This is a genomic window from Rhodococcus sp. BP22 (genome assembly GCF_014281965.1).
Classification (GTDB): Bacteria; Actinomycetota; Actinomycetes; order Mycobacteriales; family Mycobacteriaceae; genus Rhodococcoides.
Genome location: NZ_JACFTB010000002.1, coordinates 374,349 through 399,255, shown reverse-complemented (window position 1 = coordinate 399,255; position 24,907 = coordinate 374,349). Strand labels below are relative to the sequence as shown.

The 24,907-nt window shown below is 62.9% G+C and carries 14 protein-coding genes and 1 tRNA gene; 11 read left to right on the top strand and 4 right to left on the bottom strand.

The features are described from left to right. The first annotated feature begins 81 nt into the window (after window positions 1-81). Complete coding sequence (locus H2510_RS06290) at window positions 82-1,620, top strand: MFS transporter (RefSeq protein WP_186627462.1); 1,539 nt, start codon at window positions 82-84, stop codon at window positions 1,618-1,620. On the opposite strand, the gene H2510_RS06285 is transcribed toward H2510_RS06290, so the two are convergent. From H2510_RS06285 to gltB, 3 genes are all read right to left on the bottom strand, one after another. Further along, window positions 1,611-2,522, bottom strand: coding sequence for a cutinase family protein (locus tag H2510_RS06285; protein WP_186627461.1), 912 nt, complete (start codon window positions 2,520-2,522; stop codon window positions 1,611-1,613). The genes H2510_RS06290 and H2510_RS06285 overlap by 10 nt on opposite strands. Window positions 2,523-2,713: 191 nt before the next feature. Next, a complete protein-coding gene (locus H2510_RS06280) occupies window positions 2,714-4,165 on the bottom strand; it encodes a glutamate synthase subunit beta (protein WP_186627460.1) in 1,452 nt (483 codons plus the stop codon). Beyond that, a complete protein-coding gene (gene gltB, locus H2510_RS06275) occupies window positions 4,158-8,747 on the bottom strand; it encodes a glutamate synthase large subunit (RefSeq protein ID WP_186627459.1) in 4,590 nt (1,529 codons plus the stop codon). The genes H2510_RS06280 and gltB overlap by 8 nt, the downstream gene beginning before the upstream one ends. A gap of 751 nt (window positions 8,748-9,498) precedes the next feature. Between gltB and betT the strand changes: the two genes are divergently transcribed. From betT to H2510_RS06260, 3 genes are read left to right on the top strand one after another with little or no spacing between them, the layout of a single operon-like run. After that, window positions 9,499-11,544, top strand: a complete 2,046-nt coding sequence (gene betT, locus H2510_RS06270; RefSeq protein ID WP_186627458.1) for a choline BCCT transporter BetT — start codon at window positions 9,499-9,501, stop codon at window positions 11,542-11,544. Window positions 11,545-11,604: 60 nt separating this feature from the next. Then, a complete protein-coding gene (locus H2510_RS06265) occupies window positions 11,605-13,077 on the top strand; it encodes an aldehyde dehydrogenase family protein (RefSeq protein ID WP_186627457.1) in 1,473 nt (490 codons plus the stop codon). A 57-nt stretch (window positions 13,078-13,134) separates the two neighbouring features. After that, window positions 13,135-14,688 (top strand): GMC family oxidoreductase, encoded by a 1,554-nt coding sequence (locus H2510_RS06260; RefSeq protein WP_186627456.1) that lies wholly within the window; start codon window positions 13,135-13,137, stop codon window positions 14,686-14,688. A gap of 123 nt (window positions 14,689-14,811) precedes the next feature. Here the strand turns inward: H2510_RS06260 and H2510_RS06255 are convergent. Further along, window positions 14,812-14,894: transfer RNA gene (locus H2510_RS06255), tRNA-Leu, on the bottom strand. 219 nt (window positions 14,895-15,113) lie between these two features. Here H2510_RS06255 and H2510_RS06250 point away from each other — a divergent pair. The 7 genes from H2510_RS06250 (at window position 15,114) to pknB (ending at window position 24,906) form a co-directional block, all read left to right on the top strand. Next, entirely contained in the window at window positions 15,114-16,523 is a 1,410-nt protein-coding gene (locus H2510_RS06250; protein WP_315901260.1) for an FhaA domain-containing protein, read from the top strand. Window positions 16,524-16,672: 149 nt separating this feature from the next. Next, complete coding sequence (locus tag H2510_RS06245) at window positions 16,673-17,137, top strand: FHA domain-containing protein (protein ID WP_084348233.1); 465 nt, start codon at window positions 16,673-16,675, stop codon at window positions 17,135-17,137. Further along, complete coding sequence (locus tag H2510_RS06240) at window positions 17,134-18,579, top strand: protein phosphatase 2C domain-containing protein (RefSeq protein WP_186627454.1); 1,446 nt, start codon at window positions 17,134-17,136, stop codon at window positions 18,577-18,579. Before H2510_RS06245 ends, H2510_RS06240 begins: the two co-directional genes overlap by 4 nt. Beyond that, entirely contained in the window at window positions 18,579-20,036 is a 1,458-nt protein-coding gene (locus H2510_RS06235; RefSeq protein WP_084348235.1) for an FtsW/RodA/SpoVE family cell cycle protein, read from the top strand. The genes H2510_RS06240 and H2510_RS06235 overlap by 1 nt, the downstream gene beginning before the upstream one ends. After that, window positions 20,033-21,520: a penicillin-binding protein 2 gene (locus tag H2510_RS06230; RefSeq protein ID WP_186627453.1), complete on the top strand. Its 1,488-nt coding sequence runs from the start codon at window positions 20,033-20,035 to the stop codon at window positions 21,518-21,520. The genes H2510_RS06235 and H2510_RS06230 overlap by 4 nt, the downstream gene beginning before the upstream one ends. Before the next feature lie 9 nt (window positions 21,521-21,529). After that, entirely contained in the window at window positions 21,530-22,984 is a 1,455-nt protein-coding gene (locus tag H2510_RS06225; protein ID WP_186627452.1) for a serine/threonine-protein kinase, read from the top strand. Further along, the gene (gene pknB, locus H2510_RS06220; RefSeq protein WP_186627451.1) at window positions 22,981-24,906 is read left to right on the top strand and encodes a Stk1 family PASTA domain-containing Ser/Thr kinase; all 1,926 of its coding nucleotides are present in this window, start codon (window positions 22,981-22,983) and stop codon (window positions 24,904-24,906) included. The genes H2510_RS06225 and pknB overlap by 4 nt, the downstream gene beginning before the upstream one ends. The last annotated feature ends 1 nt before the right edge of the window (window position 24,907 follow it).

Below are 24,907 nucleotides of genomic sequence, written 5' to 3'. Positions count from 1 at the left end.
GAATTCGACGGTACCGTCATGTGGGTCATCCGCATCGGCGTTGGCGAACAAAAGAAGTGATTGCGGCGGAAGTAGAGATCCATGACCGGCGACCCCCCGAAGGCAACCCGCAAGGATTGGCTCGGACTGAGTGTTCTCGTGATCCCGATCCTGCTGGTCTCGATGGACATGTCGGTGCTCTACCTGGCGCTTCCTTTCATGACCGCGGATCTGGAACCGAGCAGCAATCAAACACTGTGGATTCTCGACCTGTACGGCTTTCTTCTGGCTGGACTGCTCATCACGATGGGTTCTGTCGGTGACCGGATCGGCCGTCGCAGACTTCTGATGATCGGCGCAGTCGTGTTCGGCGCCGCATCGTTGCTCGCAGCCTTCTCGACGTCCTCCGAGATGCTCCTTCTCGCGCGAGCACTTCTGGGCATCGGCGGAGCCACCATTGCACCGAGCACATTGTCCTTGATACGCAACATGTTTCACGACCCAGGCCAACGTAAGGAAGCGATCGGACTGTGGACCGCCGGGTTCGCCGGAGGCGGCGCCCTCGGTCCCGTCATCGGCGGGGCGTTGCTCGAGCACTTCTGGTGGGGCTCGGTGTTTCTGATCAACATTCCGATCATGGTCGTCCTGCTCATCTCGGCGCCGCTATTGGTGTCGGAGTTCAAGGATCCCGATCCGGGCCGCTTCGACCCGCTCAGCGTCGTACTGTCGATCGCGTCGATGCTCGGGATCGTCTACGCAATCAAGCACGGCGCACAGGACGGGGTCGACGCTACGACGATCACCACGGCTACCGCCGGAATTGTTCTGGGCTTGTTGTTCCTGCGAAGGCAACGGCGAGGGCGCGACCCACTCATCGATATCACCCTGTTCGCCGAACGTGCCTTCAGCGCAGCAGTACTCGTTCAATTCCTGGTGATCTTCGCGCTCACCGGATTCAGTCTGTTCGCCTCGCAGTATCTGCAGCTGATCGTGGGCCTCGGTCCACTGGAGGCGGGACTGTGGCTGCTGATCCCCGCGATCGCAGCCGGAACCGGGGCGGTACTCGCGCCGAGCCTGAGCAAGATCGTCTCGACCGGAGCGATCATCGCCGGCGGACTCGCCTTGATCGCCGTCGGCGCCGCAGCGATGGCGTTCATCCAACCCGACTCCGGACTGCCGCTACTGGTGGTGGGCATGTCCCTGCTGGCGCTCGGAGTCGGTGCATCTTCGACGCTCAACTCCGACATCGTCCTCACAGCTGCGGCACCGGAGAAAGCAGGCGCCGCCTCGGCACTGTCGGAGACCGGCGCCGAACTCGGCGGCGCCGTCGGTATCGCCATCCTCGGAACGATCGGATCGACCGTCTACCGCCACCGACTCGAGGACGCCCTGCCACCGAATACCCCGCCGGACGTAGCCGGGCCGGCGTCCGAGACCGTCGGCGGAGGCATGACCGTTGCCGACTACCTTCCGCCACCACTGGATTCGGCACTGCGAGACATCGCGGCAGCAGGGTTCGTCGACGGGCTCACGCTCGCCGCTACATGGAGTGCACTAGGGATGGGTGCAGCGGCGATCGTGGTCTATCTCCTGCTGCGGACGCAGCCGACCGGCATCGAAGCCGGACCTTCTCAGGCCTGATCGAGCAGGTAGTTCGCCAACCACGACGTAGCACTCGTTCCACTGCTATCGACCGCGTAGCTGCCGTATTCCTGGTGGATCCCGGAGCGATAGAACGCATCGATTTCGCGTCGACGCTGCTCGTTCGCCTGATCGGTCAGCTGACCTTGCAGTACTGGAAGCCCGCCCGCTGCCGACAGATCGCCGATGAGAATCTGCGCTTCCTGTTGCGCCTTCGCGACCACATCGGGGTTCGGATCAGAAGAGACCGCGAGGAAGCCTGCCAGCCGGGAAATGTAGTCGTCCTTGGGCGTCGAGCAGTACAGATCACCGATTGCGCAGAACGTTTTCACCACTGGACTGACGAAACCGAACCCGCCGACGCGCGGGCCACCGACACCGGTACCGACGACCTCGGGGCCGACCAGTGCATCAGCGTCGGAACGCTTCGGGTCGGAGATGAGGCCGACCGCGACGACCCGATTCGCGGGCACGACGCCGAGGCCCGTTCCGATCGATGCAGCGAGATCGCCTGCAGCGTCGGCACCCTGGCTGTAACCGATGATGCCGAACTTCGTTGCACCGCACTGCGCGGCCATCGCTTCGAGCATTCCGCCCGCGTTCGACGTGGCGATCGCGCGAGACTCCCCGTAGACACCACCCTCCCAAGGAAACGCGGTGGCCGGGTAAGACACGTAATCGGTGCGAACGGAAGAACTCGCGATGCGGTCGGTGACGGCAGTGAGCATGCCCGGCTTGGGCGCCGCGCCCGAACTCGTCTCCCACGTCCCCGGGATCGCGACCACGTACAGATCCGGGCAACCACCTGGATCGGCCGTCGCGGGCGCCGTCGACAGGACCGACGTCCCAGCGGCGACAGCCATGACGGCTCCGACGGTGGCGACGAGTTTCTTCACGCGCATGGTTGCGGCCTCACTGCAGTAGCGGACTTTCGACTTCGAGGGTGAGGATGCCAGTCCCTGATGTCGAATTGATGCCCAATCGGTAAACGGAGGTTACCTAAAACCAGGACATCTCACTATCGGTAACGAAAACGAGGTTATGGAGCGGAAAAACCTGCTTTCCGTCCATAACCTCGTTCTGGTGCAACCGATCAGCGTTGCGGCGCCTGAGTGGGGACGATAGGCGACGGGAGGGCCGTCACACCCTCGAGGAACGTATCGACGGCAGCCGCACACGAACGGCCTTCGGCGATGGCCCACACGATGAGCGACTGCCCACGACCCATGTCACCGGCAACGAACACACCGGGCACGTTGGTGACCCACTCGTTCGAGCGCTTGACGTTGCCGCGCTCGTTCAGGTCCACACCGAGATCGGTCAGCAGCCCCGGCTTCTCGGGACCTACGAAGCCCATGGCGAGAAGCACCAGATCGGCCTCGAGGGTGAACTCACTGCCCTCGACCTTCTCGAACTTGCCAGCCTTGAACTCGACCTCGTGCGCTTCGAGACCGGTGACCTTGCCGTCGGCACCGACGAAACGCTCGGTGTTGACCGAGAACACTCGCTCGCCACCCTCTTCGTGAGCCGAAGCGACGCGGAACATCAACGGATACAACGGCCACGGTGTGGACGTCGCACGCTCCTCCGGCGGGCGCGCCATGATCTCGAACTGGTGAACGCTCTCGGCGCCCTGACGGTGCGAGGTACCGAGGCAGTCTGCCCCGGTGTCACCGCCACCGATGATCACGACCTTCTTGCCCTTCGCTGTGACGGGCGGAGCGTCGTAATCGCCCTGCTGCACGTGATTTGCCCCGGGAAGGAACTCCATCGCCTGGTAGATGCCCTCGAGTTCGCGTCCCTCGATCGGCAGATCGCGCCACGCGGTAGCACCACCGGACAGAACGACGGCATCGAACTCTGCGCGCAGTTCTTCGGCCGAGATGTCCACTCCGACATCGACACCTGTGCGGAACACCGTGCCCTCGGCCTCCATCTGTGCCAGACGACGGTCGATGTGGCGCTTCTCCATCTTGAACTCGGGAATGCCGTAGCGCAGCAGTCCGCCGATGCGGTCGGCCCGCTCGAACACGGTGACGGTATGTCCGGCACGCGTGAGCTGTTGGGCGGCAGCCAATCCCGCAGGCCCCGAACCGACGACGGCGATGCTCTTGCCCGTCAGGAACGTCGGGTAGACGGGGGTGACCCAGCCCTCTTCGAAGGCCTTGTCGATGATCTCGACCTCGACCTGCTTGATCGTCACGGGATCCTGGTTGATACCCAGTACGCACGACGCCTCGCACGGGGCAGGGCACAGTCGCCCGGTGAACTCCGGGAAGTTGTTCGTGGCGTGCAAGCGGTCGATGCTCTCGCGCCAACGATCCTTGAACACCAGATCGTTCCACTCGGGAATCAGGTTCCCCAGCGGGCAGCCGTTGTGGCAGAACGGAACACCACAGTCCATGCAGCGGCTCGCCTGTGTCTGCAAGGCTTCCTTGGGGAAGTCCTCGTAGACCTCTTTCCAGTCCATCAGCCGTAGGTCGACGGGTCGACGCTTCGGCAGTTCACGAACCGTGTGCTTCAAAAATCCTTGTGGGTCACCCACGAGCTGCCTCCATGATCGCTTCGTCCACGTCCGCGCCGTTCTTCTCGGCTTCGGAGATGGCCAGCAGTACCTTCTTGTAGTCGCGCGGCATGACCTTCACGAAATGGTTCACCTGCTGTGACCAATCGTTGAGGATTCGCTCTGCAACTTCGGATCCCGTTTCCTCGTGATGACGGGTGACTATGTCCTTCAACCAGATGAACTCGTCGCCTTCGATGTCCTCGATATCGACCAGCTCGGTGTTCAGGTTCGCTTCGAACGTCTTCGCCGGGTCGAAGACGAATGCGACGCCGCCGGACATGCCGGCACCGAAGTTCCGGCCCGTTTCACCGAGGACGACGACCTTGCCACCGGTCATGTACTCGCAACCGTGGTCGCCGACACCCTCGACGACTGCCACCGCACCGGAGTTACGTACTGCGAAGCGCTCACCGACGACGCCTCGGATGAGGGCTTCACCATTGGTGGCACCGAACAGGAAGACGTTGCCGCCGATGATGTTGTCCTCGGCGACGAAGCCCTTGGGGGCATCGAGTGAGGGCCGCATGACGATGCGTCCACCGGAAAGACCCTTGCCGACGAAGTCGTTGGCATCGCCGTGGAGGCGAAGTGTCATTCCGGCCGGCACGAAGGCGCCGAAGCTGTTACCCGCCGAGCCGGTGAAGGTGATGTCGATGGTGTCCTCGGGCAGGCCGACGCCGCCGTACGCCTTGGTCACCTCATGGCCCAGCATGGTGCCGACCGTGCGGTTGACGTTGGTGATCTTCGAGGAGAACGACACTTTCTCGCCCTTGTCCAGAGCATTACGACTCTGCACGATGAGCTGCTGGTCGAGTGCCTTGTCGAGGCCATGATCCTGGGTACCGGTGTTGTAGAGGTCCTGGTTCATGAACGCCGACTCGACCTCGTCGAGAATCGGCGACAAATCGAGCTTGGATGCCTTCCACGCGTCCTTCGCTGCGGTGGTGTCCAGTAGCGCCACCTGGCCGACAGCCTCGTTGAGGGTGCGGAATCCGAGCTCTGCCATCAGCTCGCGAACTTCCTCGGCGATGAACATGAAGAAGTTCTCCACGAACTCCGGCTGACCGGCAAAACGCTTGCGCAACAGCGGGTTCTGCGTGGCAACACCGACCGGGCACGTATCGAGGTGGCACACGCGCATCATGATGCATCCCGTCACGACGAGAGGCGCGGTTGCGAAACCGAATTCCTCACCACCGAGCAGAGCTGCAACCATCACGTCGCGTCCGGTCTTGAGCTGTCCGTCGACCTGGACGACGATGCGATCACGAAGACCGTTGAGCAACAAGGTCTGCTGCGTCTCGGCCAAACCGAGTTCCCACGGCCCGCCCGCGTGCTTGACCGACGTCAGCGGTGTTGCGCCGGTACCGCCGTCGTGACCGGAGATGAGCACCACATCGGCGTGCGCCTTGGAGACACCTGCGGCGACGGTGCCGACGCCGAGTTCCGAGACGAGCTTGACGTGAATGCGCGCCTGCGGGTTGGCATTCTTCAGATCATGGATCAGCTGCGCCAGATCCTCGATCGAATAGATATCGTGGTGCGGCGGAGGCGAAATCAAGCCGACACCTGGCGTCGAGTGGCGAACCTCGGCAACCCACGGGTACACCTTGTGCGCCGGAAGCTGGCCACCTTCACCGGGTTTCGCACCCTGCGCCATCTTGATCTGAATATCGGTGCAGTTGGTCAAGTAATGCGAGGTGACACCGAAGCGCCCCGACGCGACCTGCTTGATCGCACTGCGTCGCCAGTCACCGTTCTCGTCGGGCTCGAAACGCGAGGCATCTTCTCCGCCTTCACCCGAATTGGAGCGGGCGCCGAGGCGGTTCATTGCGATCGCCAAAGTTTCGTGTGCCTCGGCGGAGATGGAGCCGTAGCTCATCGCGCCCGTCGAGAAGCGCTTGACGATCTCCGACGCCGGTTCGACCTCGTCGATCGAAATGGACTGCCGATCTTCGGTTTTGAAGCGGAAGAGTCCACGCAGCGAAGCCAGTCGCTCCGACTGATCGTCGACCATCTTCGTGTATTCCTTGAAGACGTCGTACTGGCCGGTGCGAGTGGAGTGCTGGAGCTTGAACACGGTGTCCGGGTTGAAGAGGTGGTACTCCCCTTCACGACGCCACTGGTACTCCCCACCCGTCTCGAGCTCACGGTGCGCGCGCTCGTGCCGGTTGGTGAGATAGGCGATGCCGTGACGCGTCTGCACATCAGCGGCGATCTGGTCGAGATCGATACCGCCGAGCTGACTGTTGAGTCCGGTGAAGTACTCGTCCACCAGGGTCTGCGCGAGGCCGATCACCTGGAACAGTTGCGCACCGGTGTACGACGCCAACGTCGAGATGCCCATCTTGGACATCACCTTCAGGACACCTTTGCCTGCCGCCTTGATGTAGTTGGCGACGGCCTTGTCGAGCTCGATATCGGCGAGGGCACCGCGCTCGATCATGTCCTCGATGGACTCGAACGCCATGTACGGATTGACCGCTGCCGCACCGAAACCGATGAGAAGCGCCATGTGGTGCACCTCGCGGGCATCACCGGATTCGATGATCAGGCCGACCTTGGTGCGGGTCTTCTCGCGGACCAAGTGCTGATGAACCGCTGAGGTCAACAGCAGCGACGGGATCGGCGCGAGCTTCTCGCTGGATTCACGATCGGAGAGCACGACGATGCGCGCTCCACCGGAAATCGCGGCAGATACCTGTGCCCGAATTGCCTCGAGCGACTGTCGAAGCCCCTCGCCGCCCTCGGCCACCGGATACAGACCGCGTACGACCACCGAACGCAGGCCTTCCTGCGTGCCGTCGTCATTGATGTGGATCAGCTTGGACAGGTCGTCGTTGTGCAGGATCGGCGTCGGGAGCACGATCTGCTTGCACGCGTCGGCGTCAGGGGCGAGCAGGTCGCCCTCGGGTCCGATGGTGCCGCCGAGGCTCGTGACGATCTCTTCACGGATCGCGTCGAGCGGCGGGTTGGTGACCTGTGCGAACAGCTGTGAGAAGTAGTCGAACAACATCCGCGGGCGGGCCGAGAGAACCGCAATCGGAGTGTCGGTGCCCATCGAACCGATGGCCTCGGCCCCGGTCTTCGCCATCGGCGAGAGAAGAACACTCAGCTCCTCGGTGGTGTACCCGAAGATCTGCTGACGGATGAGAACGCGATCGTGCGGCATGTGCACATGCGGGCGGTCGGGCAGATCGTCGATCTCGGTGAGACCGTCGTCGAGCCATTGCTGATACGGGTGCTCAGCAGCGAGCTCGTTCTTGATCTCGTCGTCGGAGACGATGCGACCCTGAGCGGTGTCCACGAGGAACATCCGTCCGGGCTGAAGACGAACCTTGCTGACGACCTTCGCCGGATCGATGTCGAGCACGCCGACCTCGGACGCCATGATGACGAGGCCGTCGTCGGTGACCCACAGCCGGCTCGGGCGCAGACCGTTGCGGTCCAGCACTGCTCCGATGACGGTGCCGTCGGTGAAGCACACCGAGGCCGGTCCGTCCCAGGGCTCCATCAGCGAAGAGTGGTACTGGTAGAACGCACGACGGGCGGGGTCCATGCTCTCGTGACGCTCCCAGGCCTCGGGGATCATCATGAGCACGGCATGCGGAAGACTGCGGCCACCGAGGTGCAACAGTTCGAGTACTTCGTCGAAACGAGCTGTGTCACTTGCACCGTGGGTAACGACGGGGAAGATCTTCTTCAGCGCGTCGGGACCACCGAAGACGTCGGAGGTGATGAGAGCCTCGCGGGCACGCATCCAGTTCTCGTTGCCGGTCGCGGTGTTGATCTCGCCGTTGTGCGCGACGCGACGGAACGGGTGCGCCAGCGGCCACGACGGGAACGTGTTGGTCGAGAAACGTGAGTGCACGAGACCGAGTGCGCTTTCGACACGATCATCCTGCAGATCGATGTAGAAGCCCTTGAGCTGAGGGGTCGTCAGCATGCCCTTGTAGACGAACGTCTGCGAGGACAGGGACGGGAAGTACACGGTCTCGCGGCCGGGGCCGCCTTTGCCGGGTCCCTGTTCGCCGAGCTCGTGCTCGACGCGCTTGCGGATGACGAATGCGCGGCGCTCGAGATCCATATCCGTAACGGAGGAATCGGAAGAGCCGAAGAACAACTGACGGAACGTGGGCATCGCATCTCGCGCGAGCGCCCCGAGAGAGGAGTCGTCGGTGGGAACATCACGCCAGCCCAGGACGGTCAGGCCCTCGTTCTCGACGATCTTCTCGACGTCCTCGCACGCACGAGCGGCATCGACTTTGCCTTGCGGCAGAAAAGCGATTCCGGTGGCATACGCGCCCGCGGCGGGCAGTTCGAAATCGACGACGGCTCGGAAGAATGCGTCCGGTACCTGGATGAGGATTCCAGCGCCGTCACCGGTGTTGGGTTCGGAGCCGGCGGCACCCCGATGCTCGAGATTGACCAGCGCAGTGATGGCCTTTTCGACGATGTCACGGCTACGGCGACCGTGAATGTCCACTACGAACGCCACTCCACAGGAGTCATGCTCGTTACGGGGATCGTAGAGGCCTTGCGGGCCCGGAGTGTGCTTCATACCTAGCCTTCGGATAAGTCCAGCTTTCAAGTACGCCAGAGCGGCTCGGCACAGATCGCCGGCCGTCGCGGACGGCTGTTGGGTGCCGTTCGCCGTTGAAGCAGCACCCCCGAGCGTCGGTCCTTGCCTACCGTCGAGCAGATCAGCTCGGGGGCACACGCAAGCCTCGTTCGGGCGGATCGGCCGTTTGTACGCCGGTCCAATGACAAACGATAAATCAATACCCAGGTAACACTGCAAATAAGGTTATCCTATTAAGCACCTCGAGCAGGGGATTCACAAGAGTTTTTTCGAGGCCATTTCGGTCCCTCCCCTCTGCTTTCGTACACACGCCGGGCTCACAATCCGGGTGTCACCGAAGGACATCGGGAAACAACGTCCGTGTAATTCGATACCTTGGTTTGTCGGGAGGTGCGCCCGCCGAGTCCCGGACGATTGACCACACACCGCTCGAAAGCCGGATTGCACTCGGCGAACAGTGCATTGGGCATCACCAGTCCGACACCTGGAGTCCGGATCGGCTCTTCGCGGTGGGTCCCCAGCGATGCCGCAGGCGACCGAAACGGTGCGCCTCGAACTGGACCGACTTGCTGTGGTGCGTCGAATTTTCGCAGCTCAAAGGGCCGAGAGCCCGCCTCCCCAGGACTAGGGTGAGGCCAACGGAAGCGTCACCTCCAGTGTTTCACTGTGTTTACGAGCACAGTGCCGACACCGCCATCCGGGTGCGCAGGCAACAGAAGGGAACAGATTTGTGAGTTCTTCGGTCGAGGAATCCAAGCCAGCTGTGGCCGAAGAACCGGAGGCTCGATCGCGGGTGAACTGGCGGGTCTTCGTACCCGCTGCGCTGTTCACTCTTGCGATTACGATCTGGGCGCTGATCGCACCGGAGAACGCGGAGAGTGTGCTCGGCAGCGCAGTGACGTGGACGTCGGACTGGTTCGGGTGGTTCTACGTAGCGCTGGTCGCGATCGTGCTCGTTTTCGTTGTTTACCTGGCTCTCTCTGGATTCGGCAATATCAAGCTCGGGCCCGCTCACTCGCAACCCGAGTTCGGGTTGCTGTCATGGGCGTCCATGCTCTTCGCCGCCGGCATCAGCACCGACCTGATGTACTTCGCCGTCTCCGAGCCGGTGACGCAATACCTCCAACCGCCGAGCACCGAAGCCGCTTCGGTAGATGCTGCCCGCGAGGCGACCGTATGGACGCTCTTCCACTACGGAATCAGTGGATGGGGCCTCTACGCCCTGATGGGGATCGCGTTGGCGTACTTCGCATATCGGAAGAACCAGCCGTTGGCGATCCGCTCGGCACTCGCACCCATCTTCGGCAAACGCGTCAAGGGTGTGCTGGGCGACACAGTCGACTTCGCTGCACTACTCGGAACGATTTTCGGCGTGGCGACCTCGCTGGGAATCGGCGTCGTGATGATCAACGTGGGACTGAACATAGTTTTCGGACTCGAGGTCAGCACCGGTGTCGAAATCGGCATCGTCGCCGTCGGTGTTGCCATTGCCACACTTTCGGCCACCTCGGGCGTGGACAAGGGAATCAAGATTCTCTCGCTTCTCAACGTGTTTCTGGCGTTCGCACTGTCGATCTGGGTGCTCGTGATGGGCCAAACCCAGTTCCTGCTCGACGCCCTCGTTCTGAACGTCAGCGACTTCGTCCGACTGTTCCCCAACATGGTTGGTCAGACCTTCGCATTCGAGGACACCGGCACGTGGATGACCGACTGGACACTGTTCTTCTGGGCCTGGTGGATCGCGTGGGCCTCGTTCGTCGGCCTGTTCCTTGCGCGGATATCCCGAGGCCGCACCATCCGCCAGTTCGTAGTCGGGACCTTGACGATCCCTTTTCTGTACATCCTCATGTGGGCCTCGGTCTACGGAAACTCTGCCCTCCAGCGGGTGCGCGGCGGTGACAACGAATTCGGCGAACAAGCGATCCTCAACCCGGAGGGCGCGTTCTACGAACTCCTGAGGGACTATCCGGCATTCATCTTCATCGCCGCCCTCGCCACCTTCACCGCTCTTCTCTTCTACGTCACGTCCGCGGACTCGGCCGCATTGGTGATGGCCAACCTCTCCTCGCACCTGCCGAGCCCGCAGCACGACGGCAATGCGGCGCTTCGCATCTTCTGGGCACTGGCGACCGGCGGTCTGACCGTGGCCATGCTCCTCGTCGGCGGTGTAGGCGCTTTGCAGAATGCTGCGGTCATCATGGGCTTGCCCTTCGCCTTCGTCATCATCCTCGTCATGATCGGGCTCTACCGATCGCTGAGAGTGGAGACATTCCGAATCGAAAGCGTCGAACAGAGTTTGCCGGGTTCACTCTCGGTCCGCACCGGAGGAAACCGCGGAGTCGACTGGTCCTGGCGCCACAGACTCAGTCGGGTTCTCAGATTCCCCGGCGAGGATCGAGTGCGGGAGTTCGGACGCGAGGTGGTGTTGCCTAGTTTCAACGAGGTCGTCGAAGAAATGCAGGCACAGGGAATCGATGCCCGATGCGGTCCCGTCGACGCCGCCGAGGACATGTACGAACTCGTGGTCGGCGCAGACCACGCTCATCCGTTCCGCTATCAGGTGTGGCGACGCAAGGTCGCCGTCCCGTCCTTCGGGCTGACTCTGCCTCGTACCGAAGACGAGTACTACCGGATGGAGGTCTATCTGGACGGTGGTTCCGGTCAGGGATACGACATCATGGGATATACGAAAGACCAGGTCATCGAAGATATCCTCGACCATTACGAAGGACATCTGACTTTCCTCCAGCTCGAGGAGAACAGCGGCGGTTCCTGACCATTCCACCCGCACGGACAGCCCTATCAGCACAACCCATGCAGCAAGGAGACCAGCCTCATGCCCAAGACGTTGTTTATCGATGGTGAGTGGACCTCTGCGGTCAACGGTGGAACTCGGGACATCCACTGCCCGGCTAACGGCGAGCTTGTCGGCACCGTCGACGAGGCAGACGGTGCCGATACGGCCGCCGCCATCGCCGCGGCCCGAAGGGCATTCGACGCCGGAGTATGGAGTTCCACCTCTGCGACCGAACGCGGCGCGTTGTTGTTACGGGTCGCTGAGGCGATCCAACAACGTAAGGACGAGTTCGCCCGCGCGGAGTCACTCGACACGGGCAAGCGCCTCGTGGAGAGCGAAATCGACATGGACGACATCAGTGCCAGCTTCCGCTATTTCGGGGTGCTCGCCGGGCAGCAGGCAGGCCGGGTGGTGGACCCGGGCATGCCCGACGTCGTGAGCAAGGTCGTGTACGAGCCCATCGGTGTCTGCGGAATGATCACCCCCTGGAACTATCCGCTACTGCAGGTGGCGTGGAAGGTGGCACCTGCTCTCGCAGCGGGCAACACATTCGTGCTCAAGCCCAGCGAACTCACACCGCACACTGCGATGCTCCTGATGGATGTGCTCGACGGGCTCGGACTACCGGCGGGCGTGGCAAACCTCGTGCTCGGCGCCGGTGCCACCGCAGGCGCGCCGCTGTCGGAACATCCCGATGTCGACATGGTCTCGTTCACCGGCGGGCTCGCGACGGGCCGCGTGGTCGCTGCAGCGGCAGTTCAGACGGTCAAGAAGGTGGCCCTCGAACTCGGCGGGAAGAACCCCAATGTCGTCTTCGCCGACGCCGACTTCGATGCAGCTGTCGACAATGCCCTCAACGCAGCGTTCGTCCACAGCGGCCAGGTGTGCTCGGCAGGAGCGCGTCTCATCGTCGAGGAGTCCATCCATGACCGCTTCGTCGAGGAGTTGATCCGTCGCGCCAAGCAGATTCGTTTGGGCGGGCCGTTCGACGAAGCAGCCGAGACAGGTCCGCTCATCTCTGCGGACCATCGTGACAAGGTCACCGCCTACGTCGACGCAGGCATCGCCGAGGGCGCCGTCGTCGGCTGCGGCGCCGAATGGGGCACCGGAGACCTCGAGTCGGGCTTCTACTATCTGCCAACGGTCCTCGACGGCTGCAACACCGCAATGTCAGTGGTTCAGGAAGAAGGCTTCGGCCCCGTCGTCACCGTGGAGACCTTCCGCACGGAAGAGGAGGCCATCGCCATCGGCAACGACACCCGGTACGGGCTCGCCGCGGGCGTCTGGAGTCAGGACGCCGGAAAGACCGAGCGCGTGGCTGCACGGTTACGCCACGGCACCGTGTGGATCAACGACTTCCACCCCTACCTGCCGCAGGCCGAGTGGGGCGGATTCGGTATGTCGGGCAACGGCCGTGAGCTGGGTCCGACCGGTCTGGCCGAATACCAGGAGATCAAGCACATCTACCAGAACCTCCGGCCCGCAGTCACCGGCTGGTTCCCGCAGCACTGAGCACACCACCGATTGTCCGGTTCGATTCGGTTCGGTTCGAGGAGAGGCGCAAGAAACATGTCCGAAAAGCGATTCGATTACGTGGTCGTCGGCGGCGGCAGCGCCGGCGCGGCTGTGGCGGCACGTCTCAGTGAGGACTCGTCCGTCACCGTTGCGTTGATCGAGGCCGGCCCCAGCGACGTCGGCGTCGACGACGTCCTCCAGCTCACCCGCTGGCCTGCACTGCTCGGATCAGGTTTCGACTGGGACTATCAGATCGAACCGCAGGAGCACGGAAACTCGTTCATGCGCCAGTCGCGGGCGAAGGTGCTGGGTGGTTGTTCCTCACACAACTCGTGCATCGCTTTCTGGCCGCCTGCCGAGGATCTCGACGAGTGGGCCGGCAAGTACGGTGCCGCCGGCTGGGACTCCGAACAGATGCTGCCGCTACTTCGGAAGCTCGAGAACAACGACCAACCGGGCACTCATCACGGTCACGACGGCCCGGTACGCATCCGGAACATCGAAGCCGTGGACCCGGCTGGTGTAGCAATTCTCGAAGCGTGTGAGCAAGCCGGCATTCCAACCGTGCAGTTCAACAACGGCACGGTTGTCGAGGGCGCCGGGTTCTTCCAGGTGAACGCCCTGGAGGACGGCGTACGGTCCTCGTCATCGGTGTCTTATCTACACCCGATCATGAACACGCGCACCAACCTCGAGGTCCTCACTGGACTCTGGGTCAAGAAGCTCATTATCGACGCGGACAAACGATGCACGGGCGTACAGGTTTTGAACCCGGACCTGGTACACACCGACACCATCCACGCCGATCGAGAGGTCATCGTCTCGGCCGGCGCGATCGACTCCCCCAAGTTGCTCATGCTCTCCGGTATCGGGCCCGCCGACCACCTGCGCGAAATCGGCGTCGAGGTAGTGGTGGACTCACCTGGAGTCGGCTCGCACATGCAGGATCACCCAGAGGGCGTCATCTCGTGGGACGCGAAGAAGCCGATGGTCACCGAGTCATTGCAGTGGTGGGAAATCGGAATCTTCACCCGCATCGACAGGGAACGCGACCGACCGGACCTGATGTTCCACTTCGGCAACACCCCGTTCGACATGCACACCTTGCGCCAGGGGTACCCCACTTCGGAGAACGCGTTCTGTCTGACCCCGAATGTCACGGACGCACGTTCGCGCGGCACAGTCCGTCTGCGCAGCCGAGACTTCCGCGACAAGCCACGCGTCGATCCGAAGTACTTCTCGGACCCGTACGACATGCAGATCATGACCTACGGGATCAAGCTTGCCCGTGAGATCGTCGGGAAGCCTGCTATGGCCGAATGGGCGGGAATGGAGTTGTTCCCGGGTGACCAAGTACGCACCGACGACGAGATCGCCGACTACATCACCCGCACCCACAACACCGTCTACCACCCCACAGGCTCGGTATCGATGGGCGCTGCCGACAATCCCGAGACACCCCTGGATCCGCAGTTGCGGGTCAAAGGGGTCCGCAACCTACGTGTGGCCGACGCGTCGATCATGCCGAAAATCGTGGCCGTCAACCCCAACATCACCACGATGATGATCGGTGAAAAGTGCGCGGAGATGATCAAGAAGGGGGTCTGACCAGGCCGACAAGAGAAGGCCCGTCCGAACGAATTCGGCCGGGCCTTCTCTGTGTTCATCGCGACATTTCGGTCGTAAATAAACCACTGGCCGCAGCGAACGAATCAGCTGCGACCAGTGTTGTGGGCGGAGGGGGACTTGAACCCCCACGTCCCGAAGGACACTGGCACCTGAAGCCAGCGCGTCTGCCATTCCGCCACCCGCCCGGGTGACCGGTGAACGTTAACATGCATATCCGGTGACGAAGAAATCGAGATGTCGACCGTTCAGCGCACGGGTATTTACCGACCCGCAACGTATATCATGCATGGACGAAGACCTCGAGCCGACACGCGTTCGCGGTCACGCGTTCGGTTCCTACTCGAAGTTCGTTCCTCGAGCAGGAACAATGCAGACCCGAGCACTAGATGGGAGGAGAGGTCACCATGGGAATTGTCCAGCGTTTCGAGCGAAAGCTGCAAGGCGCGGTCGGTGACGTATTCGCCCGAGTATTCGGTGGCGGAGTGGTTCCGCAGGAAGTCGAGGCAGCGCTTCAGCAGGAAGCGTCGGATTTGGTCCGTCCGCTCGACGGCGGCCACTACCTCGCACCGAACAGCTATGTGATCACCATCAACAGTTCCGACCATGACGGACTCGCCGCAGATCACGATCTGACCGTGAAGGCTTTTTCACGCCACCTCAGTGACTACATTCGTGATCAGGGCTGGCAGACGTACGGGGATGTCGTGGTTCGATTCGAACCGTCGCCCACCTTGCACACCGGCCAGTTCCGGGCCAGTGGTTCGGTCGATCCCGATGTGGGACGATCGTCGACTGCAACCGGAAACGCCTCGGCGGCCGGCCAACGCCCCCCGCGACCGTCAGCCCCACCTAAGTCGACATCAGGAGCCGGCCCCATGACGCAGAACCCAGGCTACGACCCGCAACGCGAACCCGCCGACGGCTCTCGCCCCGATCCGCGCGCCCGCAACGGGTATCCGGCTCCCGGCCAAGATCCGCGTTATGCGCAGGCCCGCGACCAAAACGGATATGACGCGCACAGTAACGGCGCTCCGTATGCGAACGGCGCTTACGGTGCCGATTCCGAGGCTCCCCCGCAGCAGGGTCAGCCCCGAGGCGATCAGTACAACCAGGGCTACGAACAGCAGGCCTACGGCGATCAAGGGTACGACCAGCAAGCGTATTCGGATCAGGGTTACGAGCAGGGTGGTTACGCCCAGGGATACTCGGCTCAGCCGCCACCCGAACAGGCCTACTCGGGCCAGCAGGGCTATCAGGATCAGCAGGGCTACTCGGACCAGCAGGCGTATGGCCAGCAGGCGTACGCCGAGCCGGCTTACGGCGAACAGCAGGCCTACGGGGAGCCCCAGCAGGCTTACGGGGACCAGCGCTACGCCGAGCCCGCCCAACAGCCTGCGTCCTACCAGCAGCCAGCGTCGTACCAGCAGCCAGCCTACGACTATCAGTCCCAGCAGGGCGGCTACCAGCAAGGCGGGTATCAACAGCCCGACTACGGCTACGCCGAGCCCGCGTACAACGACGCTCAGAGTCTGGCCGCGACATTGCAGCTCGAGGACGGCAGCGGCCGCTATTTCCAGCTTCGTGAAGGCCAGAACATCATCGGCCGTGGCCAAGATGCCCAGTTCCGGCTCCCGGACACCGGAGTCTCGAGGCGACACGTCGAAATTCGGTGGGATGGACGCGTCGCGATGTTGTCTGATCTAGGTTCGACCAACGGCACCACCGTCAACGGCGCATCCGTTCAGGATTGGCAATTGGCAGACGGCGACGTCATCCGCGCAGGACACTCCGAAATATTGGTCCGCATCGTTTAACGCACCCCGCCAGTATGGTGATCGACACACACAGCTTCTCTCTAGGATGCTGTGTGTGAAAACGTCTGCACGTGGTGCGTGCATGGGGGAAGGAACCGGCGTGTTCTCCACGCTGGTCGACACAGATGTGGCAAAGGAGGTGGACGGCTGTGCAGGGATTGATTCTGCAGCTGACCCGAGCGGGTTTTCTACTCTTGCTCTGGTTCTTCGTCTGGGCCGTCCTGCGAACCCTACGTAGCGACATATATGCCGCGTCCGGCATGCGAATGCCGGCACGCTATTCCCGAGGCTCAAAGGTTCTTCCCTCGTTCAACAAACAGAAGGTTGCCAAGAATCTAGTGGTAACACAGGGCGGTCTCGCCGGAACTCGCATCTCGCTCGGCACGCAACCGGTTCTCATCGGCCGCGCCGACGACTCGACACTCGTGCTGACCGACGACTACGCGTCGACCAGGCATGCACGGATTTCGCCACGCGGGGGTGACTGGTACGTCGAAGATCTCGGGTCGACCAATGGCACCTACCTCGACCGGGCCAAGGTGACCACTGCCGTCCGCGTGCCACTCGGCACTCCGGTGCGTGTGGGCAAAACCGTGATCGAGTTGCGCCCGTGACTCTTGTACTGCGTTATGCGGCCCGCAGTGACCGCGGACTCGTGCGATCCAACAACGAAGACTCCGTCTACGCAGGAGCTCGACTCCTCGCGCTTGCCGACGGGATGGGCGGACATGCCGCGGGCGAGGTCGCTTCGCAGTTGATGATCGCCGCCCTGGCGCACCTCGACGACGACGAGCCCGGTGACGACCTTCTCGGCAAGCTGGAAGCCGCGACCCGCGAGGGCAATGCCTCCATCGCCGATCAGGTCGAAGACGAGCCCGAACTCGACGGGATGGGCACGACACTCACCGCAATTCTCTTCGCAGGCAAGAAGATCGGCCTCGTTCACATCGGCGATTCGCGGGCATACATGCTTCGCGACACCAAGCTCTCGCAGATCACTCGCGACGACACCTTCGTTCAGTCGCTCGTAGACGAAGGCCGGATCACACCCGAGCAGGCGCACACACACCCACAGCGCTCACTCATCATGCGGGCATTGACCGGTAACGAGATCGAACCGACGCTGACCGTCCGCGAGGTTCGTGCGGGTGATCGTTACCTGCTCTGCTCGGACGGTCTGTCCGACGTGGTGAGCGACGAAACCATCGAGAACACCATGAATGAGGGCGACTGCGCCGAGAGCGCCGACCGCCTCATCGAACTTGCTCTGCGAAGCGGTGGACCGGACAACGTCACCGTCGTCGTCGCGGACGTCATCGACCTCGACTACGGCCAGAGTCACCCGATCGTCGGGGGTGCGGCCAGTACCGAGGAAGAAGAGTACTCACCGCCGCTCAACACCGCCGCCGGTCGTGCTGCGGCTATGCGGCCGCCGAGGTCGACACCGAAGCGAATCGCTACTCCCGCACCGGAACCCGAGAAGAAGTCGCACAAGCTCCGCTGGTCGCTGGTCGCGCTGACGCTCATCGCATTGCTGGTCGGCGGCGCCTTCGTTGCCAACGCGGCGATCCGCAACAACTACTACGTCGGCGAGGAGAACAACAGCGTCGCCGTAATGCGCGGAGTGCCGGGTTCGATACTGGGTTACTCGCTTCAGACGGTCCACGCCATCGGCTGCCTCGACGCAGACGGCACGCTCACCCTGCGCGGCCCGGATTCAGCCTCGAGCTCGTGTGACGTCTTCGAAGTCGACGATCTGGTGCCCGCCGCTCGGGAACAGGTGCGAGCCGGACTCCCGTCGGGCAAGCTCGACGATGCGAACGGACAGATGAAGCAGCTCGCCTCCGGTGATCTGTTGCCGCTGTGCACACCCGAGCCTGCGACCCCGGCTGTCACGACGCCGGTGGCACCGGTGCCACCGGTGCCACCGCCACCCGGTGCCCCAGCCTTGCCTCCGGCGCCCGATGCCCCGCCACCGGTCCTGCCCGAACCAACGCCCACCCCAGCACCGTCAGCACCGCAAGTAGCAGGCCAGAACTGTAGGGCCGGTATTTGATGAGCTCTAATTCGTCTGCGGGGGCATCCTTTCCGAGTCCGCCGGAAGGATTTGCTCCGGCACCCGTTCAGTCGAACCGACGTAACGTCGAGTTGTTGTTGCTCGGGATAGCGGTAGTGATCACCACGATGTCCTTGGTGTTGGTAGAGGCCAGCCAGGAACAAACCATCACCCTCGATCTCGTCAAGTACTCGCTGGCGTATCTGGCGTTGGTCACGGTGGCGCATCTCGCGGTCCGCAGGTTCGCGCCCCACGCGGACCCGCTGCTGCTGCCGATCGTGGCGCTGTTGAACGGTCTGGGCCTCGTGCTGATCCATCGCCTCGATCTCGCCGACCAGCAATCGGCCGCATACTTGGGTCAGGAAATCCCGTCGCCGGACGCCAATCAGCAGGTGCTCTGGACGACCCTTGCGATCGCCGGATTCATTGCCGTGCTGGTCCTGTTGCGTGATTACCGCACGCTGGCGCGCTACAGCTACACCGTCGGTCTTGCAGGTCTGGTGCTGCTCGCCATTCCCGCACTGCTGCCGTCGGCGTTTTCCGAGGTCAACGGATCGAAGATCTGGATTCGGCTGCCCGGCTTCAGCCTTCAGCCCGGCGAGTTCGCAAAGATCCTGCTGCTGATCTTCTTCGCCTCGCTCCTGGTCGCCAAGCGTGAACTGTTCACCACTGCCGGCAAACATGTACTCGGGATGGACTTCCCCCGTGCGCGCGACCTCGGTCCGATTCTGCTGGTGTGGATCGTCTCGGTCGCCGTCCTCGTATTCGAGAAGGACCTCGGTACTTCGCTGCTGATCTTCGGCACCGTGCTGGTGATGATCTACATCGCCACCGAGCGAGTCGGCTGGCTCATCATCGGATTCGCGCTGCTGTTGATCGGCTTCCTGTTCGCCTATCAAGTCTTCGGACACGTCAAGATCCGCACCGATACCTGGCTGCATCCGTTCGAGGACTACAACGACACCGGCTACCAGATCGTCCAGTCGATGTTCAGTTTCGCCACGGGCGGCCTCGCGGGGACCGGTCTGGGCAGTGGGCGTCCGTCGCAGGTCCCGTTCGCAAAGACCGACTTCATCATTGCGACGGTTGGCGAGGAGCTCGGACTCATCGGACTCACTGCAGTCCTGGTCCTCTACTTGGTCTTCATCATCCGGGGCCTGCGCACCGCGCTCGCCGTTCGTGACAGCTTCGGCAAACTTCTCGCTGCCGGCCTCGCGTTCACCATCGCCATTCAGTTGTTCGTCGTGGTGGGTGGGGTAACCAAGCTGATTCCTCTCACCGGACTCACCACCCCGTACATGTCGTACGGCGGGTCCTCGCTACTCGCCAACTATCTACTGCTGGCGTTGCTGATCAAGATCTCCGACGCGGCGCGTGAACCCGCCGTTCCGAACAAGAAGCCTGTCGTGGCGACGCCGATCGCAGAAGCGCCGACCGAAATGGTGAAACGACCGTGAACACTCCACTTCGACGAGTCTCCATCGCCGTCATGTTCATGATCGTGGCCCTTCTCGCCAATGCGACCTACCTGCAAGTGATCAAGGCGGACGATCTGCGGACCGACCCGCGTAACTCGCGCGTTCTACTCGACGAGTACTCCCGCCAGCGCGGACAGATTTCGGCGGGGGGTCAGGTCCTTGCCGCATCGCTCGGCACCGACGACCGATACAAATACCTGCGCACCTACCCGTCGAATCCGGCTGCGACGTCGAGCCCGTTGGCGAATGCGCCGGTCACCGGGTTCTACTCGATGCTCTACTCGAGCAGTGGCCTCGAGCGCACCGAAGATCAGGTGCTCAACGGTTCGGACGATCGTCTGTTCGGTCGTCGCCTCTTCGATCTGATTTCCGGACGCGACCCGCGCGGGGGCAACGTGGTGACCACCATCGACCCCGTCGTTCAGCAGGTGGCATATGACCAGCTCACGTCCAAGGGTTACACCGGATCCGTCGTCGCGATCGAGCCCTCCACGGGCAACGTCCTGGCGATGGCGAGTACACCGAGCTACGACCCCAATTCGTTGGCGAGCCACGACGGACAACAGACCACCGAGGCGTGGGATGCACTGAACGCCGATCCTGACAAGCCGTTGCTGAATCGTGCGATATCGGCGACCTACCCGCCGGGATCGACCTTCAAGGTCCTCGACACGGCGGCGGCCCTCGAGAGGGGTGCCACACCTGACGATCAGCTGACGGCGGCGTCGAACATCACCCTTCCCGGCACCCAGACCACCCTCGAGAACTACAACGGCAGCACGTGCGGTGGCGGGGCGACGGCGTCGCTACGTGAGGCGTTCGCTCGATCCTGTAACACCGCCTTCGTCGAGCTCGGCATCAAGACCGGTGCCGATGCGCTTCGAGATACCGCGAGTGCGTTCGGTATCGGGGAGGAGACGACGTCCTTGCAGCTCCCCGTCGCCGACAGCACGATCGGATCCATCCCCGATGATGCTGCGTTGGGCCAGACGAGTATCGGTCAGCGAGATGTTGCGCTGACGCCGCTACAGAATGCCGTGATCGCAGCAACAGTGGCGAACAACGGAGTTCGGATGGCACCGCACTTGATCAGTCAGCTGCAGGCACCGGATCTGTCGGACCTGTCGACCACAAAGCCACAATCGGAAGGCCAGGCCATCAGCACGGAGGTCGCTTCGACTCTGACCGATTTGATGATCGGTGCCGAGAACAACGCCGGATCACAGGGCAAGATTCCCGGTGTGCAGATCGCGTCGAAGACCGGCACTGCCGAACACGGGACCGATCCTCGAAACACACCACCGCACGCGTGGTACATCGCTTTCGCACCGGCCGAGGCACCGAAGATTGCGATCGCCGTACTCGTCGAGGACGGTGGCGACCGTGCACTTGCAGCCACCGGTGGTTCGGTTGCCGCACCGATCGGGCGCGCGGTCATCGCTGCCGGATTGCAAGGGAGGTGACCTGAGAACATGCCACTGAAAAATGGTGCCGTCATCGCACAGCGCTATCGCCTCCTACGGCTGATCGCCACGGGCGGTATGGGCCAGGTGTGGGAGGCGATGGACAATCGTCTCGACCGCAAGGTTGCCGTCAAGGTTCTCAAAGCCGAGTTCTCCGAGGATCCGGAGTTCTTGGAGCGCTTCCGTTTCGAGGCGCGCACTACGGCGCAGCTCAACCACCCCGGTATCGCCGGGGTCTACGACTACGGCGAGACGCGCGACGAAGCAGGCGAGTCCCTGGCCTATCTCGTCATGGAACTCGTCAACGGTGAACCGCTCAACGCTGTGCTCGGACGGATCGGGAAGCTGCCACTCGGGCATGCCCTCGATATGCTCGAGCAGACCGGTCGATCGCTACAGATCGCGCACACGGCAGGTGTCGTACACCGCGACGTCAAGCCGGGCAACATTCTGATCACCCCCGCAGGTCAGGTGAAGATCACCGACTTCGGCATCGCCAAGGCCGTCGACGCCTCCCCGGTCACCAAGACCGGCATGGTCATGGGGACAGCCCAGTACATTGCTCCTGAGCAGGCTCTCGGCGACGAAGCTACCTCGGCGAGCGACGTCTACTCCCTCGGCGTGGTGGGCTATGAGGTGCTCTCGGGCACGCGGCCGTTCGTCGGTGACGGTGCTCTCACCGTCGCGATGAAGCATGTCCGCGAACTGCCTGCGCCGTTGCCCGCAGACCTGCCGCCATCGGTGCGCGAGCTCATCGAAATCACGATGGCCAAGGATCCCGCGGCCCGGTACGCGAACGGCGGTGAGTTCGCGGACGCTGTTGCCGCAGTGCGTGCCGGTCGACGACCACCAGCTCCCGGCAACGGTCGGGGTCCTGGCACCGGCCGTGTTCTGATGCCTGGGGTCGTGGCCGCTGCAGGCGCCAATCCCGACAGCACTCAGATGATGCCGACGTCGCAGAACCGTTACACCGGGCCGTCCACGGGCGCTGCGGTTCCCGCCACGCCGGAACCGACGGGGATGACTTCTGCCCAGAAGGCCCTTGCTTGGGGTGGCGCTGGTCTCCTGGTGCTGGCGGTCATCATCGGTGGCTACGTGTTGCTGACGGGAGGACAGGGATCGCAGGCGCCGTTCACGCCGCCGACGTCGAAGCCTGCCCCGACCACGACGACCACCACCACCACGGAACCGACCACCACGGAACCGACCACCACCAGGGAAACCACCACCACAACCACGCCGCCACCGACGACCACCACGACGGAACCGCCGACCACGACCACCGCGCCACCGACCACCACGACGACGGCCCCAGCGGCGACGACGACGAGCGGTGGGTTCACCTTGCCGCAGTTGACCCTCCCGTCGCTGCCCGGTGCCGGTGACGAAGAAGATACCGGTGACACCGCGCCCGGCGGCGCCTCCACACCTAAACTCGGACCTGATCGACAAGGACAACCATGACGACTCCCCGCAATCTCTCCTCCCGCTACGAGTTGGGTGAGATTCTCGGCTTCGGTGGCATGTCCGAGGTCCACCTTGCGCGCGACAGTCGACTCGACCGTGATGTAGCCATCAAGGTGCTGCGAGCAGATCTCGCTCGCGATCCCACGTTCTATCTTCGGTTCCGACGCGAGGCACAGAACGCCGCAGCTCTCAACCATCCGGCGATCGTGGCGGTCTACGACACCGGTGAGGCCGAGACCGAAGCCGGTCCGCTGCCGTTCATCGTCATGGAGTACGTCGACGGCAATACTTTGCGTGACATCGTCCGCGCCGACGGTCCGATGACACCGCGCCACGCGATGGAGGTCATCGCCGACGTCTGTGCGGCTCTCGACTTCAGTCATCGCAACGGAATCGTGCATCGCGACGTCAAACCAGCGAACATCATGATCAACAACGCCGGTGCCGTCAAGGTGATGGACTTCGGTATCGCCCGCGCGATTGCGGACAGCGCGAGTCCGATGACGCAGACCGCCGCAGTGATCGGCACAGCTCAATACCTGTCCCCCGAACAGGCCAGAGGCGAGCAGGTGGACGCCCGCTCGGACGTGTATTCGCTCGGTTGCGTCCTGTTCGAGGTCCTGACCGGTGAGCCCCCGTTCAAGGGTGACTCGCCAGTGGCCGTCGCGTATCAGCATGTGCGGGAAGATCCGCAACTACCATCCTCGGTCAATTCTGCGATCCCGCGGGAGCTCGACTCGATCATTCTCAAGGCCATGGCCAAGAACCCCGCCAACCGCTACCAGTCGGCAGCGGACATGCGCACCGATTTGGTGCGAGTGCTCGGCGGGCAACGCCCCTCGGCGCCCACCGTCATGAACGACGAGGACCGCACCACGATCCTCGGCTCGATGGACTCGCGGGAGTCACAGTTCCGATCGGGTGACACCGACCGGCCGGCCGAGCAGCCTCCGGCGCAACGCGGCGAAGACAACACCTCGAAGCGTCGAGGACTGCGAATAGCAGTGATCGCGCTGGCAGCGATAGTCGTGGTCGCCATCATCACCGCGTTCCTGTTGTCTCTCGGCGGTGATTCCTCACCGGAACGAGTCGCCATCCCCACCGTCGCAAATCTCACGACCGCGGAGGCGACTTCCGCTCTTGCAGACCTAGGACTTCGAGTCCAGACCCGCGAGAAGCCCGATCCCACGATCGCCGCGGGGAGAGTCATCGCGTCGCAGCCACCCGCTGGAACGCAGGTCGATTTGCCGAGCACGGTCGACCTCGATATCTCGACCGGTCCGGAGCAGGTGCAGGTTCCGGCGTTGGCCGGCAAGACTGCTCAACAGGCAACTCAGGCATTGTCCGCGATCGGTCTCGAACTCGACTCTTCCGTGGCACGGGCGGCTTCGACACCAGAGAATCTCGACAAGGTGGTCGAACAGAATCCGTCGACCGGTGTCGGCATCACCGTCGGCTCCGCCGTCAAGATCACGTTGGGCAGTGGCCCGTCGCAGATCCGTGTCCCCGATGTCACTAGCCAGCAGGTCGACGTTGCGCGTCTCAACATCGAGGCCGCCGGCTTCAAGGTCCAGATCGAGAACATCGACTCGGGCCAGACCATAGGTCAGGTCGTCTCGACGAGCCCGGCAGGTGGATCGAACGCCACTGAAGGTGAAACTGTGACACTGCGCGTGTCGAACGGCGACAAGATCCCCATGCCCGATCTTGTCGGGATGACGCCTGCGCAAGCACTGTCGACACTCGAGGCAGCCGGATGGACGGGTACCTCAGCCAACATCACTTCGACCCCGCAGAGTCAGCTCGACCCGACCCTGGTGGGGCGGATCGTCAATCAGGCCGAACCCGCCGGATCGGAAATCACCAAGTCCCAGTCGCTCAACGTGAAGGTGGGAACCCTGGGAATTCCGCCCCGGTAAG

Bases quoted from the DNA above. Each gene is read 5' to 3' on its own strand.
- H2510_RS06250 (WP_315901260.1), top strand. From the start codon at position 15,114: ATGGGAATTGTCCAGCGTTTCGAGCGAAAGCTGCAAGGCGCGGTCGGT.
- pknB (WP_186627451.1), top strand. From the start codon at position 22,981: ATGACGACTCCCCGCAATCTCTCCTCCCGCTACGAGTTGGGTGAGATT.
- H2510_RS06260 (WP_186627456.1), top strand. From the start codon at position 13,135: ATGTCCGAAAAGCGATTCGATTACGTGGTCGTCGGCGGCGGCAGCGCC.
- H2510_RS06290 (WP_186627462.1), top strand. From the start codon at position 82: ATGACCGGCGACCCCCCGAAGGCAACCCGCAAGGATTGGCTCGGACTG.
- H2510_RS06285 (WP_186627461.1), bottom strand. From the start codon at position 2,522: ATGCGCGTGAAGAAACTCGTCGCCACCGTCGGAGCCGTCATGGCTGTC.
- gltB (WP_186627459.1), bottom strand. From the start codon at position 8,747: ATGAAGCACACTCCGGGCCCGCAAGGCCTCTACGATCCCCGTAACGAG.
- H2510_RS06225 (WP_186627452.1), top strand. From the start codon at position 21,530: ATGCCACTGAAAAATGGTGCCGTCATCGCACAGCGCTATCGCCTCCTA.
- H2510_RS06265 (WP_186627457.1), top strand. From the start codon at position 11,605: ATGCCCAAGACGTTGTTTATCGATGGTGAGTGGACCTCTGCGGTCAAC.
- H2510_RS06235 (WP_084348235.1), top strand. From the start codon at position 18,579: ATGAGCTCTAATTCGTCTGCGGGGGCATCCTTTCCGAGTCCGCCGGAA.